A 13,794-nucleotide genomic window follows, 5' to 3' on the forward strand; every position below is an offset into this window, starting at 1 on the left:
AGACGAAGGGAGGACCGTGACCTCCGGCTTCGCTCCGCCGTCCGCCGCGTCCTTCTCCGCGGCCGCGGGCTCCCCGTCCAGGCTGGGCCGGATGCTCGAACCCGCGGAGTGGGCCGCGGCTGGTATCCCTCTGCTGCGCAACCCCCGCGAGGTCGTCACCGGCCTCCACAGCCGCCATCTGCCGACGCCGTCGACCGCAGTGGTCGCCGTTCTCGAAGCGGACGAGCGAGTCGCCGCGAGCGCGTCCTTCAGCCGCCTCGCGAGCGCGGCTGACGGCTGGGTGTTCCGGAATTCCCTGCTGACGCAACTCCGCCGGATCATCCCGCACGACCTGCGCCGACGCGTGCCCGTCCGCACGGCCGTACTCATCTACTGCCGGAACGGCGACGCCCGGTGGACCGAGGAGGACGGCGCGTGGATGTGGGGGCTGCGCGACGCCTGCACACTGCACGGGCTGCGCTGCGGCGCGTACATCACGCTGACGCGGGAGGGCTGGCAGGTGCTCGGCGAGGGACGCGCCGGCCGCCGCCCCCACGCGTCCTCCGGCCCGGAAGAGAACCACGAAGTCGTCGAGCGATGGGACGCGGTCACTGCCGCGGCCCTGCATTCTGCGGGCGGGGGCGCGGGGACGCTGCGCCACGCGGCGGCGCACTGACGGCCGTACGGGGGCCCGTACCCGGGCATCCGCGCAAGGCGTCACCGCACAGGCCATCGCCGTACGCCGCCCACGTGCCACGCCGGGTGCCGGGAACCCGGCGGTCAGACTCCGGCGCCGATGAGCGAGTTGATCCGCTGCGGGTCGCCGCAGACGATCAGTAGCACGCCCGCCCGGGACATGGCCGCGGGCAGCGCACGGGCAATGGCGTCGTCCGCCCCGCCGTTCACCGCCACGACCACAACGGGGCGGCTCGCCGCGCGCTCTGCCGCCGCCGCGTCCGCGTAGAAGACGTCGTCGCGGGCGTCGTGCTGAGCCCAGTACGAGTCCTCGCCGAAGGACAGCTCGTGCGCCGCCCACGGATGCTGCTCGCCCGTGGTCAGCAGGAGGACGTCCTGCGGGGCACGGCCGGACTCCAGCAGCAGGTCCACGGCCTCCTCGGCCGCGTCCAGCGCTCCTTCGGCGGAGGCGGGGATCAACTGGATCTGCGGGACCTGGGCGGACGCCGCGGGCGTGGCCGCGTCGCGCGAGCCGCGCTGGGCGGGTGGTGCGGCGTGGCCGCGCTGCGGACCGGGACGACCGGGCCGCATCGGGGCGGGCCCGGGTCCGGGACCAGGAACAGGACGGGGGGTCGGCGCGGATCGGCCGGCGGCCGGAGTAGCGCGGGGACCCGGGACACTCTCGTGAATCTGAGGCTCCTCGGGGATGAGAGGCATGAGCTGATGTCTATCAAACGCCGGTGCGGTACGCATCGGCGGGGCGGGGTAGAAATCGGGCAGCCGCTCAGAAGTCGAAGCCGAGCTGCCCTCCGGATTCCAGCTCCTCATCCCCTGTCCAGCCCCGCTTCAGCTTGAGGTGCTGCCAGCGGGGCAGCGCGTCCCAGTAGGCCCACGACATGCGGTGGTAGGCAGTGGGGCCCAGCTTCTCGAGGGCGGCGCGGTGCACCGGCGAGGGATATCCCGCATTGGCGGTGAAGCCGAAGTCCGGGCACTCCAGGCCCAGTTCCGCCATCATCGCGTCCCGGCGCACCTTCGCGATCACCGAGGCGGCGGCGACCGCGACACACTTCTGATCACCCTTGATGACCGTACGGACCCGCCAGGGCGCTCCCAGGTAGTTGTGCTTGCCGTCGAGGATCACCGCGTCGGGCTGCACCGGTAGCGCCTCGAGCGCCCGCAACGCCGCGAGGCGCAGGGCCGCGGTCATCCCCAGCTCGTCGATCTCGTGCGGGGAGGAATGGCCCAGTGCGTGTGCGCTCACCCACCCCTCGAGAAGCCCGGCCAGCTCGGTGCGGCGCTTGGGGGTCAGCAGTTTGGAGTCCGTGAGACCCTCGGGCGGACGCCGCAGCCCGGTGATGGCGGCGCACACCGTGACCGGACCGGCCCAGGCACCGCGCCCGACCTCATCGATGCCGGCCACGATGCGGGCACCGGTGGTGGCGCGCAGTGAGCGCTCAACGGTGTGAGTAGGCGGTTCGTAGAGCATGGCGCCATCAGATTACGCCGCCTGGGCGGCCCCGTGGCAGGTGGGCATCAGCCGGGGTGAGGGCGCAGCAGCGGCACCATCACCTCGTCGACGAACTCGGTGATCTCTTGCTTCGGCAGTTCGCTGCTGCACACCTTGGACCGGTACATCATGAGGGCGGGGAGCACATCGGCGACATGCTCGCCGGTGGCGTCGGGCCGTACGTCGCCGCGCTTGATTCCGCGCCGGACGACCTCGCCGATGAGCCGCTTGCCCGGCATGACCACCCCGTTCAGGATCAGGTCGAGGAAGCGCTCCGCGGACGAGCTGTCGCATTCGTGAAGGACGGAGCGCAGCGCGTAACCCGGTCGCGAGAACATCGCGTCGCGCAGACCGCAGCTCAGGTGGATGAGATCGTCGCGCACGCTGCCGCAGTCCGGGGGGCTGTCGAGCGTGGGCAGGCCCGCACGCAGCGCGTCGGCGACGAGGTCCTCCTTGGACGCCCAGCGCCGGTAGACGGCCGCTTTGCCCGTCTGTGCCGCCGTGGCGACCCCTTCCATGGTGAGGCCGCTCCAGCCCACGGTGCTCAGCTGGTCGAGCGTGGCGTCGAGGATGGCTCGCTCGAGCACGGGGCCACGGCGGCGCAGGGACACCGGCGGTGCCTCGGCGGTCGTCCGGCGTGAAGTGGCCATCGAATTCACTCCGTTGGGAATTTCTAGTGAACGGTTGCGTTCACTGAGTGCGGGTGACTACTGTCGGTCATGCAGTGAACGTCACCGTTCACTAAGTCTGTTATGGGGGAACCGTAGTGACAACCTCTCAGTTAGCGGCTCCACGCAAGCCGGGCGCCGCACGTCGGGAAGGCCGGCCGGGTGTCGCCCTCGCCGTCATCGCCGCCTGCCAACTCATGGTGGTACTCGACGCCACGATTGTGAATATCGCGCTCCCGCACATCCAGGAGGCGCTCAGCTTCTCCACCACTGACCTCTCGTGGGTTCTCAGCGCCTACACGCTGACGTTCGGCGGGCTGCTGCTGCTCGGCGGGCGGGCGGGCGACATTCTCGGCCGCCGGCGCGTGTTCATAACGGGCATCCTGATCTTCACGCTCGCCTCCTTGCTCGGCGGATTCGCCCAGGAGCCCTGGCAGTTGCTCACCGCCCGCGCCCTGCAGGGAGTCGGCGGCGCTATCGCCTCGCCCACCTCGCTCGCCCTGATCACCACCACGTTTCCCGAAGGGCCGGAGCGTAACCGGGCGTTCGGGGTCTTCGCCGCGGTGTCCGCCGGAGGCGGTGCGATAGGACTGCTGGCGGGTGGCATGCTCACTGAGTGGCTCGACTGGCGCTGGGTGCTGTTCGTCAATGTTCCGATCGGCATCCTGATCGCCGCACTCGCCCCGGTCTACATCAGCGAGTCACAACGCCACCCCGGCCGCTTCGACTTCGCCGGTGCGCTGACCTCCACCACCGGTATGGCCTCGCTGGTCTACGGCTTCATCCGTGCGTCGGAGGAGGGGTGGCGGGACGAGCTGACCCTCGGGGCATTCGCGGCGGCGCTGGTGCTGCTGGCCGCGTTCGCCCTGATCGAGCAGCGGGCACGGGAGCCGATCACGCCGCTGAAGATGTTCGCCGACCGGAACCGCTCCGGGACGTACGTGATCATGCTGAGCCTCTCGGCGGCGATGTTCGGCATGTTCTTCTTCATCGTGCTCTTCGTGCAGAACGTGCTGCAGTACACCCCGATTGAGGCGGGCCTCGCCTTCCTTCCCGTGACCGCGGCCATCGCGGTGGCGGCCGGGCTGTCGCAACGCCTGCTGCCCGCCCTTGGGCCCAAGCCGTTCCTCGTGGTGGGCTCGCTGATCACCGCGGTCGGCATGAGCTGGCTCACCCTGATCGGGCCCGACAGCTCGTACGCGGGCGGGGTGCTGGGGCCGATGCTGCTGTTCGGCTTCGGCATGGGCCTCAACTTCGTGACGCTGACGCTCACCGCGGTGTCCGGAGTCGCGCAGCACGAGGCGGGTGCCGCATCCGGTCTGCTCAATGCGACGCAGCAGGTCGGCGGTTCACTGGGCCTGTCGATTCTGGTGACGGTCTTCGGCACGGCGAGCCGGAACGAGGCGGAGCGCCAGGTCCCGTCCTTCATGGCGCAAGCCACGCCCGGGCAGAAGGCGGAGTTCGCCAAGTCCCATGAGCTGCCGGCCCCCTGGGGGCACCATGTGCTGGCCGAGGGCATATCCACGGCCTTCGTCGCAGGTGCGGGCATGGTCCTGCTCGCGCTGGTCATCGCGGTCGTGGTGGTCCGGGTGCGGAAGAGCGATCTGGAGGCGCTCGGCGGTGTCGCCGGTGCCGGCGGCCCTGTCGCCTGATTCGACCGCTCCCCCGGCCTCCTCGTGTGTGGGACACGGAAGGGGGCCGGGGGCGGGCTCGGACAGGACAGGGCTCGAACCTACGGGCCCGGGCGGGACGGGGCCCAGGCGGGGACGGGCCCAGGCGGGGACGGGCCCGGGCCCGGGCTCGGGCTCGGGCGGGAGGGCTAGTAGGCCTCGCGCTCGCCGCCGTACAGCCCGGCGCGGTCGCAGGAGTCCGTGCCCGCAAGCGGACGGTCCCGAAGGATGGCACGGGCCCGGTGCTCCCCGAAGCTCGTGGCGTACCAGGGCTCATCTGCGGACTGCAGATGACGTTCGATGTCCCGCAGGGCACAGGAGCGCTCCGGCTCGGGCAGCCCGTCGAGGGCGGGCACGGCGTCCGCCGACAGGTCCTGGAGGTACTCGAGGTCGATCTTGCCGGTGCGCTCGTACCGTTCGATGTTCTGCTCGGCCACGAGCCCGTCCGGTGACAGCAGTCCGAAGGCCAGCACGGCGGCTGCCGCACTTCCCACCACGGCCCTGGGCAGCCACCGGCCGCCGGCAACACCTGCGACCATGATCAGCACGATGACAAGGCCGAGCCAGAACTCGACTCCGGCCACTGAAATCCTCAGCCGGGTAAGGCCGTATGCATCGACGTACAGATCCATACGCCGCAGGGCGGAGGCGACCACGACCAGCGTGAGAGCACAGAGCGTACCGAGCACGGCGCGGACCAGCGTCCGGTCCCGCTGAGCCCCGCGCGGGGCCAAGCGCAGCGCCACCGCGATGACGACCAGAGTGAGGAGGGTTGCCCAGAGCAGCTGCCAGAAGCCCTGACGGGCGTACTGCGCATACGTCAGCCCCGTCTCACTGAGCACCTTGTCGTATCCGCCGAAGAGCACGGCGAGTTGCACGGCGATGAAGGCAGCGAAGAGCGCGTTGAGCACGACCAGCGGCAGGGCCCACTCGATTCTGCCCCGCGGTCGGCCCGGCCTGCCCTTGATCCGGTCCCAGCGCAGCGGTGCGGCGGCCGTACGTGCCGCAGCGAGCGCACCGAAGAGCCCGAGGAGGAAGAAGAAGGCACGGACCGGACTGTCCCCGATGGTCACATCGGGCGCCAGGCCGCCGAGCAGGTCGGCGAAGGCGGCATCGGCACCCGCGAAGAGCGCACCGAAGACGACCAAGAGGGCGGCCGCCACGCCCGCCGTACGGACCACGGGCCACCAGCGGTCCCGGGTACCGCCGGCTCGCTCGCGCAACCCCTGCCAGGCCCACCGGCCGCCGGGCACCAGCGCGCCCAGCACGCCGACCGAGCCGAGCAGGGCGCCTCGCCAGGTGCGGCCTCCGTGCAGGGCGAGTGACCCGAGAGCGAGAGCCGCGAGGATGGCGAGGAAGGCGGGCCATCCGGCGTCGCGCAGGGCGGGCACCGCGAGCAGGGCCAGCCCGCCGACCGCCCACACCAGGGTCCAGGGCCGGATCCGGCGGCCCGCGGCATGGGCGGCGAAGGCTGCGGTGAAGGCTGCTGCCCCCGCCACGATGAGAAGGTTGACGCCCATCCCTTCTTGCAGCAGCAGGGCGCTCAGGCCCGCTGTGGCGAAGGCGGCCCACAGGGTGGCGGGGCCGATCGGGGCCGGCGGGTCGGGCTGGATGTCCAGGCGCCACTGCGGTGCCGGCGGGCGGACGGGCCTCCACTGAACCCCGCTGTCCTCGTACGGCTGCGGTTTCCGGAGACGGGCCTGGGCCTCCGCATGGGCCTCCGCCAGGACCTCCGCCGGGCTCTCCTGCGACTCCGGTATGGCGTCTTCCGGCTCCTCGGCCTCCTGGGCCGACTCGGCATCCGGGGCAGACCCGGGTGCGTACTGGTCGTGCGGCACCGCCTCGTGCGGCTCCGCTCCCTCGGCCGCCGGCCCCTTCGGCTCCGGAGCGGTGGACTGCTGATCTGACACGGGACCCCCTCCCCGCCGGGCTCGTTCGCAGCGCTGCGGCGCACACGGCCCGGCATCTCGTTTCGGCACGTACCTGTCAAGATCGACACGGCGACGTGGCCGTCAGCGTAAGCCCAGTTCCGGCCATGTGGCGCCGCTCCACCCATCCGTGAGGCAAGCTGTGGCCCGACCGTGACGGAGGGATCCGGCCGGCCGAGACGTACGACGAGACCAGGCGGCCGGTTGGAGGGCCAGAGGGCGAGGAGTCAGAGGTTGGAGGTCAGACCTCTACGGCCGGGGTCCAAGCCGGGAGCGGCTCGGTGCGTTCCTGCCACTGGGGCGGCGGAGCACCGGCGTCCGTGGCCGCAACGATTCCGCCCACGATCGCGCAGGTGGTGTCCATATCGCCACCGACCTGAGCCGTGGTCCAGAACGCTCCCGCGTAGTCGTCGAGGTGGCGGGCCGCGGCCCAGAGCGTGAACGGCACGGTGTCGTGCGCGCTCGTGCGACGGCCGGAGCCGAGGACGGCCGCGACCGTGCCTGCGTCGCCGTAGTCGAGCATGTCGCGAGCGCGCCGCAGACCCGCCTGCACGGCGCTCCGCGGCACGAGCTCGATCACGCCGTCCAGCAGCGCCTCCGGCGCCGGGAGGCCGTCCGGGTTCGCGACCAGGGCCGCCCCTGCAGCGACCGCCATCGCCCCCGCGACCGCCTCGCGGTGCTGGTGAGTGGTGTACGAGGAGATCTCCGCCTGGTGCGTGGCCTGCTCCACGTCACCGGCGTACCAGGCGCCGAGCGGAGCGATCCGCATCGCGGCGCCGTTGCCCCACGACCCCTGCCCGTTGAAGAGCGCGGCGGCGAGCTCACGCCAGTCGCCGCCCTCCCTGATCAGCCGCAGCATCCGGTTCACGGCCGGTCCGTAGCCGCGGTCGAAGTCGTGGTGCTCGGCGAAGGACCGGGCGAGCGCGTCCTGGTCGATCCGGCCGTGCTCCACCAGCACGGAAAGGACCGAGCAGGCCATCTCGGTGTCGTCCGTCCACTGCCAGATGCCGGGAGGCAGCTCCCGCCGCTTCAGCGCGGGATAGTTCGACGGCACGAAGAACTGGGAGCCCAGGGCGTCGCCCACGGCCAGCCCCCGCAGGCTCGCGAGGGCACGCTCGCAGCGTCGCGTAAGAGTGGGATCAGCGGTCATCGCCCTGACACTCTAGCCGGTGACGTCGTACGACTCCGGGGTGCACCAGCGCTCGAAGGGCCGGTCCAGGTGGTACTTGCCGCCTGGTTCCAGGACCAGCGTCCGGAACTCTCCGTTGCCGGGATTCGACAGGGACTCGAACTCCGCCACGGTCCAGTGGAACCAGCGCATGCAGAACAGCCGCATGGTCAGACCGTGTGTGACCAGCAGCACATTGGGCGGGTGGTCAGGGTCCTCGAAGCTGCGGTGCAGGCTCTCCAGGAACGCGCCCACCCGGTCGTAGACGTCCGCGCCGGACTCCCCCTGCGCGAAGCGGTAGAAGAAGTGCCCGTACGCGTCGCGGTAGACCTTCTGCAGCCGCACGTCCTCGGCGTCCTGCCAGTTGCCCCAGTCCTGCTCCCGCAGCCGCGGCTCCTCCCGCATCCGCACCCGCCGGGGGTCGAGGTCCAGCGCCTTGAAGGTCTGGTGGGTCCGCCGGTACGGGGAGACGTACGCGCTGATGCGCTCCTCGCCGAACATCGCACGCAGCCGGACCCCGGCCTCCTCCGCCTGGTGCCAACCGCTCCGCGTCAGATGCAGCGCGTGATCCGGCAGCCGCTCGTAGACCGTGTCGTCGGCATTGCCCTCCGACTCTCCGTGCCGGAGGAGGACGATGCGCCGGGGCCGTGCCATGCGGCCACCATAATTCGCCGGTCCGGGGATCGCCGTGCCCTCAGACCGCCCAGGTCGGTTCGAGGGCCACGACATCACCGGCGAGTGCGGATATGTCGGCCTCGAGCTGGGTCCGCAGCGCCAGCCGCTCCACGCGCTCCTGGCGGTACTTCCCGTGCTCCGCTGCGGAGTCCCACAGCGACAGCACCAGGAACTCGTTCCCGGGTGCCTCCCCGAAGACCCCGCGCAGCATGCCGGGCGACCCGGCCATCGCCGGGTTCCACACCTTCTCCTGCATGAGCGTGAAGTGCTCCACCCGGTCCTCGCGGACCCGGCAGTGAGCCACCCGTGCCACATCGGCGTCCGAGAAGACCGGCTTGAATCCGACCTTCACATCGAAGCGGTGCTCGAACAGCCGGAACCGGGCGTCCTTGAAGGTGCCGGACTGGGCAGCCGCGAGCCGGTCGTGCGACCGCGCCATGAAGGAGTCGTAGAAGGCCCGGCTCTCCCAGAAGGCGAAGAGATGCGCGACGTCGGGCCGCGCCCGGCTCCAGCCACCGCCCTGCCCCCGGAACCCCGGCTCGCCGAGCAGCCCCGCCCATTTCCGCTGCCCCCGCTCGAACCCCCGGCGGTCCACCACGGTACAGCGAATCCACTTGACCAGCACCGCGCCATCGTAGTGGGAGCCGGCCGGCGGCCGGCTCCCACTCGTCAATCATTCGCGATCAGCTGATCAGCTGCAGCCGCTGGTCGAGCCGCAGCCCTCGCACAGGTAGCAGCTGCCCGCGCGGCGCATCTTGGTGCCGCAGGAGAAGCACAGCGGGGCGTCGGCGTTCAGGCCGAGCTGCATCTCGACCAGCTCCGTGGAGCTGTGCGCCTCCTTCGGGGCGGGCACGGCTGCGGTCACCTCGGGCTTCGGCGACGACGGCGAGGTCTTCCTGGGGGCCTCGACATGGCGCGGTGCCGACTGGGCGAGGCCCTCGACGTCCATCTCGTCGTCGGACGGCTCGTACGAGCCGGTCTCCAGGTGGCGCTGGCGCTCCTCGGCCGAGTGGATGCCGAGCGCGGAGCGGGTCTCGAACGGCAGGAAGTCCAGCGCGAGGCGGCGGAAGATGTAGTCGACGATCGACTGCGCCATCCGCACGTCCGGGTCGTCCGTCATGCCGGCCGGCTCGAAGCGCATGTTGGTGAACTTCGAGACGTACGTCTCCAGGGGCACGCCGTACTGCAGGCCCACGGAGACGGCGATCGAGAAGGCGTCCATCATGCCCGCGAGGGTCGAGCCCTGCTTGGACATCTTCAGGAAGACCTCGCCGAGGCCGTCGTCCGGGTAGGAGTTGGCCGTCATGTAGCCCTCGGCGCCGCCCACCGTGAAGGACGTGGTGATGCCGGGGCGGCCCTTCGGGAGGCGCTTGCGGACCGGCCGGTACTCGACGACCTTCTCCGGCACCGGCTCCGCCTGCTCCGCGGCCTTCTCCTCCTTCTTCTTGGCGGAGAGGGGCTGGCCGACCTTGCAGTTGTCGCGGTAGATCGCGAGCGCCTTCAGGCCGAGCTTCCATCCCTCGAAGTAGATCTCCTCGATCTCCTCGACCGTGGCCGACTCCGGCATGTTCACGGTCTTGGAGATGGCGCCCGACAGGAACGGCTGGGCCGCCGCCATCATGCGCACGTGGCCCATCGGTGAGATGGAGCGCTCGCCCATCGCGCAGTCGAAGACCTCGTAGTGCTCGTGCCGCAGGCCAGGGGCGTCGATGACGTTGCCGTGCTCGGCGATGTGGGCGACGATCGCCTCGACCTGCTCCGGCTGGTAGCCGAGCCGCTTCAGCGCCTTCGGGACCGTGTTGTTCACGATCTGCATCGAGCCGCCGCCGACCAGCTTCTTGAACTTGACCAGGGCCAGGTCCGGCTCGACGCCCGTGGTGTCGCAGTCCATCATCAGGCCGATGGTGCCCGTGGGGGCAAGCACGGAGGCCTGGGCGTTACGGAAGCCGCTCTTGTCGCCGAGGCGGATGACGTCCTGCCACGCCTCGGTGGCAGCGGCCCAGACCGGGGTGTCCAGGTCGTCCATGCGCTTGGCCGCGGCGTTGGCGTCCGCGTGCTGCCTCATGACGCGCTTGTGGGCGTCGGCGTTGCGGGCGTAGCCGTCGTACGGGCCGACGACCGCGGCCAGCTCGGCGGAGCGCTTGTACGAGGTGCCGGTCATCAGCGAGGTGATGGCACCCGCGAGCGCCCGGCCGCCGTCCGAGTCGTACGCGTGGCCGGTGGCCATCAGCAGCGCGCCGAGGTTGGCGTAGCCGATGCCCAGCTGGCGGAACGCGCGCGTGGTCTCGCCGATCTTCTGGGTCGGGAAGTCGGCGAAGGAGATGGAGATGTCCATCGCCGTGATGACCAACTCGACGACCTTGGCGAAGCGGTCGGCGTCGAACGACTGGTTGCCCAGGTCGTCGTCGCGCAGGAACTTCATCAGGTTCAGCGAGGCGAGGTTGCACGAGGAGTTGTCCAGGTGCATGTACTCGCTGCACGGGTTGGAGGCGGTGATCCGGCCCGTCTCCGGCGAGGTGTGCCAGTGGTTGATGGTGTCGTCGTACTGGATGCCGGGGTCGGCGCAGGCCCAGGCGGCCTCGGCCATCTTGCGGAACAGGGCCTTGGCGTCGACCTCTTCGATGACCTCACCGGTCATGCGGGCGCGCAGCCCGAACTTCGAGCCGGACTCGTACGCCTTCATGAACTCGTCGTTCACGCGGACCGAGTTGTTGGCGTTCTGGTACTGGACGGAGGTGATGTCCTCGCCGCCCAGGTCCATGTCGAAGCCCGCGTCGCGCAGGGCGCGGATCTTCTCCTCCTCCTTCACCTTGGTGTCGATGAAGGCCTCGACGTCCGGGTGGTCCACGTCCAGGACGACCATCTTGGCCGCGCGGCGGGTGGCACCACCTGACTTGATCGTTCCTGCGGAGGCGTCGGCACCGCGCATGAAGGAGACCGGCCCGGAGGCGTTGCCACCGGAGGAGAGCAGCTCCTTGGAGGACCGGATGCGGGAGAGGTTCAGGCCGGCACCGGAGCCGCCTTTGAAGATCATCCCCTCTTCCTTGTACCAGTCGAGGATCGACTCCATGGAGTCGTCGACGGAGAGGATGAAGCAGGCGGACACCTGCTGCGGCTGCTTGGTGCCGACGTTGAACCAGACCGGGGAGTTGAAGCTGAACACCTGGTGCAGCAGGGCGTAGGTGAGCTCGTGGTCGAAGATCTCGGCGTCGGCCGGGGAGGCGAAGTACCCGTGGTCCTCGCCAGCCTTGCGGTAGGTCCTGACCACGCGGTCGATGAGCTGCTTCAGGCTGGACTCGCGGACGGGCGAACCGACGGCGCCGCGGAAGTACTTGCTCGTGACGATGTTCACGGCGTTCACCGACCAGAAGTCGGGGAACTCGACGCCGCGCTGCTCGAAGTTGACCGATCCGTCACGCCAGTTGGTCATGACGACGTCACGGCGCTCCCAGACCACCTCGTCGTACGGGTGCATGCCGGGGGTGGTGTGGATGCGCTCGATACGCAGCCCCTTGCTCGCCTTGCTGCCTTTGGCACGGGAGCTTCGTGCCGGGCCGCTCGTCGTCTCTGTCATGCCGCCTCCCTAAAAGGGCATAACGCCCTGATGTGCCTTTTTCTTCCCCTAGGCACGGTGTCTGTCTGATGCCCCGGCGCTCCAGCGCGCCCCGGGCAGGTCTGGTGTCCGCCGCTAGTCGGCGGCGCCGGCCGGCGCGGGGACATCGGCGTCCTCCGCGGGCCCACCGGTGTCGGCCGTCCTCCGCTGCTCGCGCAGCTCCGCGACCGCGGCCTCGAAGTCCTCGAGCGAGTCGAACGCCCGGTACACGGACGCGAACCGCAGGTAGGCGACGAGGTCGAGCTCCTGGAGCGGGCCGAGTATCGCGAGCCCTACGTCATGGGTGGACAGCTCGGCGCTGCCGGTGGCGCGCACCGCCTCCTCGACCCGCTGGCCGAGTTTGGCGAGGGCGTCCTCCGTGACGGGCCGCCCCTGACATGCCTTGCGCACGCCGGCGATGACCTTGTCACGGCTGAAAGGTTCGGTGACTCCGCTGCGCTTGATCACCATGAGTGACGCCGTCTCCACGGTCGTGAAGCGGCGGGAGCAGTCAGGGCACTGGCGACGCCTGCGGATCGATGTCCCGTCGTCGGTGGTCCGGCTGTCCACGACGCGACTGTCCGGGTGCCTGCAGAAGGGGCAGTGCATGAGATCCCCACCCTCCCCTCGAACCCTCTGAACGTCGTACGACACAGCACAGCTGCACGGCTCCGCAGGGCCCCGGAAGGCCCTTGGGAACAGCCTCAAGCATAGGCGATATCCGCGGCCATGGAGGCCTCGGGACCACAACTTGTAGGTGGCTGCCGCCAATCAAACCACTAGATCTGGTGGTCGTCCGTCAAGCGCACACCCCGCGCGTGTCGCGTCGCCACGGCGCCCATGAGACTACGGGAGGGAGCCCGGCTACCCACACCCGGGGCGGGGTGCCACACTGGGTGACAACCCGGCAACAGTGCATGGCCGTGCCCCATGGACCCGATCCGGACGAAGGGCGCACTCCGCAAGGAATCGGCTTTCCGCCTATACACCTGAACGCTTGATCACGTCAGCCGATCTGCGAAATTTCACTCGAACGTGTGTTTGGCGCAACCTTTCGAAACCAACTACCGTTGTGCCACTAGGGAGAACCATTTCGAGAGGGGCCGACGTGACCACCACCGCAGACAGCGCCACCATCACCGCCCAGGACCGCTCCCAGCACCGATTCGAGCAGAGCCACCCGATGAATGACGCGACCACGAATCCCGAGGGGCAGAAGCCCGTGCGCTCGCTCCCCGGCCGACCTCCAGGAATCCGCGCCGACAGCTCAGGCCTCACGGACCGCCAGCGCCGGGTCATCGAGGTCATCCGGGACTCGGTGCAGCGGCGCGGTTACCCTCCGTCCATGCGCGAGATCGGCCAGGCGGTGGGCCTCTCGAGCACCTCGTCCGTCGCCCACCAGCTCATGGCCCTGGAGCGCAAGGGCTTCCTGCGCCGCGACCCGCACCGGCCGCGGGCGTACGAGGTCCGGGGGTCGGACGGCCCGGCGAGCCAGCCGACGGACACGACCGGCAAGCCCGCCGCGTCCTACGTCCCGCTGGTGGGCCGGATCGCGGCCGGCGGTCCGATCCTCGCCGAGGAGTCGGTCGAGGATGTGTTCCCCCTCCCCCGCCAACTGGTCGGTGACGGCGAACTGTTCGTGCTGAAGGTGGTCGGCGACTCGATGGTCGAAGCGGCGATCTGTGACGGCGACTGGGTCACCGTGCGCCGCCAGCCGGTCGCGGAGAACGGTGACATCGTGGCCGCCATGCTCGACGGCGAGGCCACCGTGAAGCGCTTCAAGCGGGAGGACGGCCATGTGTGGCTGCTCCCCCACAACTCCGCGTACCAGCCGATCCCCGGTGACGAGGCCACGATCCTCGGCAAGGTGGTGGCGGTGCTGCGGCGGGTCTGACGTACCCCCTCACGACCGGGCCCCGGAACCACTGCGCC

12 protein-coding genes are annotated in these 13,794 nt (G+C 70.2%); 3 read left to right on the forward strand and 9 right to left on the reverse strand.

The features are described from left to right. The first annotated feature begins 16 nt into the window (after nt 1-16). Nucleotides 17-655: a hypothetical protein gene (locus tag ACTWQC_RS11555; protein ID WP_443315525.1), complete on the forward strand. Its 639-nt coding sequence runs from the start codon at nt 17-19 to the stop codon at nt 653-655. Nucleotides 656-759: 104 nt separating this feature from the next. Here the strand turns inward: ACTWQC_RS11555 and ACTWQC_RS11560 are convergent, their stop codons facing one another. The 3 genes from ACTWQC_RS11560 to ACTWQC_RS11570 all read right to left on the reverse strand — a co-directional run bounded on the left by ACTWQC_RS11560 (nt 760) and on the right by ACTWQC_RS11570 (nt 2,811). Further along, the gene (locus tag ACTWQC_RS11560) at nt 760-1,371 is read right to left on the reverse strand and encodes a hypothetical protein (RefSeq protein ID WP_443315526.1); all 612 of its coding nucleotides are present in this window, start codon (nt 1,369-1,371) and stop codon (nt 760-762) included. Between the two features lie 67 nt (nt 1,372-1,438). Next, nucleotides 1,439-2,140, reverse strand: coding sequence for a ribonuclease HII (locus tag ACTWQC_RS11565; protein ID WP_443315527.1), 702 nt, complete (start codon nt 2,138-2,140; stop codon nt 1,439-1,441). A gap of 47 nt (nt 2,141-2,187) precedes the next feature. Beyond that, a complete protein-coding gene (locus ACTWQC_RS11570) occupies nt 2,188-2,811 on the reverse strand; it encodes a TetR/AcrR family transcriptional regulator (RefSeq protein ID WP_443315528.1) in 624 nt (207 codons plus the stop codon). A gap of 116 nt (nt 2,812-2,927) precedes the next feature. Here ACTWQC_RS11570 and ACTWQC_RS11575 point away from each other — a divergent pair, with 116 nt between their 5' ends. Continuing rightward, nucleotides 2,928-4,481, forward strand: coding sequence for an MFS transporter (locus tag ACTWQC_RS11575; RefSeq protein WP_443315529.1), 1,554 nt, complete (start codon nt 2,928-2,930; stop codon nt 4,479-4,481). Between the two features lie 167 nt (nt 4,482-4,648). Here ACTWQC_RS11575 and ACTWQC_RS11580 read toward each other — a convergent pair whose 3' ends face one another. From ACTWQC_RS11580 to nrdR, 6 genes are all read right to left on the reverse strand, one after another. Continuing rightward, entirely contained in the window at nt 4,649-6,409 is a 1,761-nt protein-coding gene (locus ACTWQC_RS11580) for a DUF4153 domain-containing protein (protein ID WP_443315530.1), read from the reverse strand. Nucleotides 6,410-6,668: 259 nt separating this feature from the next. After that, nucleotides 6,669-7,577: an ADP-ribosylglycohydrolase family protein gene (locus ACTWQC_RS11585; protein WP_443315531.1), complete on the reverse strand. Its 909-nt coding sequence runs from the start codon at nt 7,575-7,577 to the stop codon at nt 6,669-6,671. 12 nt (nt 7,578-7,589) lie between these two features. Next, on the reverse strand, nt 7,590-8,249 hold the full coding sequence (locus ACTWQC_RS11590) for a histidine phosphatase family protein (RefSeq protein ID WP_443315532.1): 660 nt from the start codon (nt 8,247-8,249) through the stop codon (nt 7,590-7,592). Nucleotides 8,250-8,289: 40 nt separating this feature from the next. Continuing rightward, the gene (locus ACTWQC_RS11595) at nt 8,290-8,895 is read right to left on the reverse strand and encodes a YdbC family protein (protein ID WP_443315533.1); all 606 of its coding nucleotides are present in this window, start codon (nt 8,893-8,895) and stop codon (nt 8,290-8,292) included. A 66-nt stretch (nt 8,896-8,961) separates the two neighbouring features. Then, nucleotides 8,962-11,844, reverse strand: coding sequence for a vitamin B12-dependent ribonucleotide reductase (locus ACTWQC_RS11600; RefSeq protein WP_443315534.1), 2,883 nt, complete (start codon nt 11,842-11,844; stop codon nt 8,962-8,964). A 114-nt stretch (nt 11,845-11,958) separates the two neighbouring features. Continuing rightward, nucleotides 11,959-12,471, reverse strand: a complete 513-nt coding sequence (gene nrdR / locus ACTWQC_RS11605; protein WP_443315535.1) for a transcriptional regulator NrdR — start codon at nt 12,469-12,471, stop codon at nt 11,959-11,961. Between the two features lie 499 nt (nt 12,472-12,970). On the opposite strand from nrdR, the gene lexA reads away from it, so the two are divergent. After that, complete coding sequence (gene lexA, locus ACTWQC_RS11610; RefSeq protein WP_443315536.1) at nt 12,971-13,756, forward strand: transcriptional repressor LexA; 786 nt, start codon at nt 12,971-12,973, stop codon at nt 13,754-13,756. The last annotated feature ends 38 nt before the right edge of the window (nt 13,757-13,794 follow it).

The organism is Streptomyces sp. 8N616 (assembly GCF_052246385.1).
Taxonomy (GTDB): Bacteria; Actinomycetota; Actinomycetes; order Streptomycetales; family Streptomycetaceae; genus Streptomyces.

Bases quoted from the DNA above. Each gene is read 5' to 3' on its own strand.
- nrdR (WP_443315535.1), bottom strand. From the start codon at position 12,471: ATGCACTGCCCCTTCTGCAGGCACCCGGACAGTCGCGTCGTGGACAGC.
- ACTWQC_RS11565 (WP_443315527.1), bottom strand. From the start codon at position 2,140: ATGCTCTACGAACCGCCTACTCACACCGTTGAGCGCTCACTGCGCGCC.
- ACTWQC_RS11560 (WP_443315526.1), bottom strand. From the start codon at position 1,371: ATGCCTCTCATCCCCGAGGAGCCTCAGATTCACGAGAGTGTCCCGGGT.
- ACTWQC_RS11590 (WP_443315532.1), bottom strand. From the start codon at position 8,249: ATGGCACGGCCCCGGCGCATCGTCCTCCTCCGGCACGGAGAGTCGGAG.
- ACTWQC_RS11570 (WP_443315528.1), bottom strand. From the start codon at position 2,811: ATGGCCACTTCACGCCGGACGACCGCCGAGGCACCGCCGGTGTCCCTG.
- ACTWQC_RS11600 (WP_443315534.1), bottom strand. From the start codon at position 11,844: ATGACAGAGACGACGAGCGGCCCGGCACGAAGCTCCCGTGCCAAAGGC.
- ACTWQC_RS11585 (WP_443315531.1), bottom strand. From the start codon at position 7,577: ATGACCGCTGATCCCACTCTTACGCGACGCTGCGAGCGTGCCCTCGCG.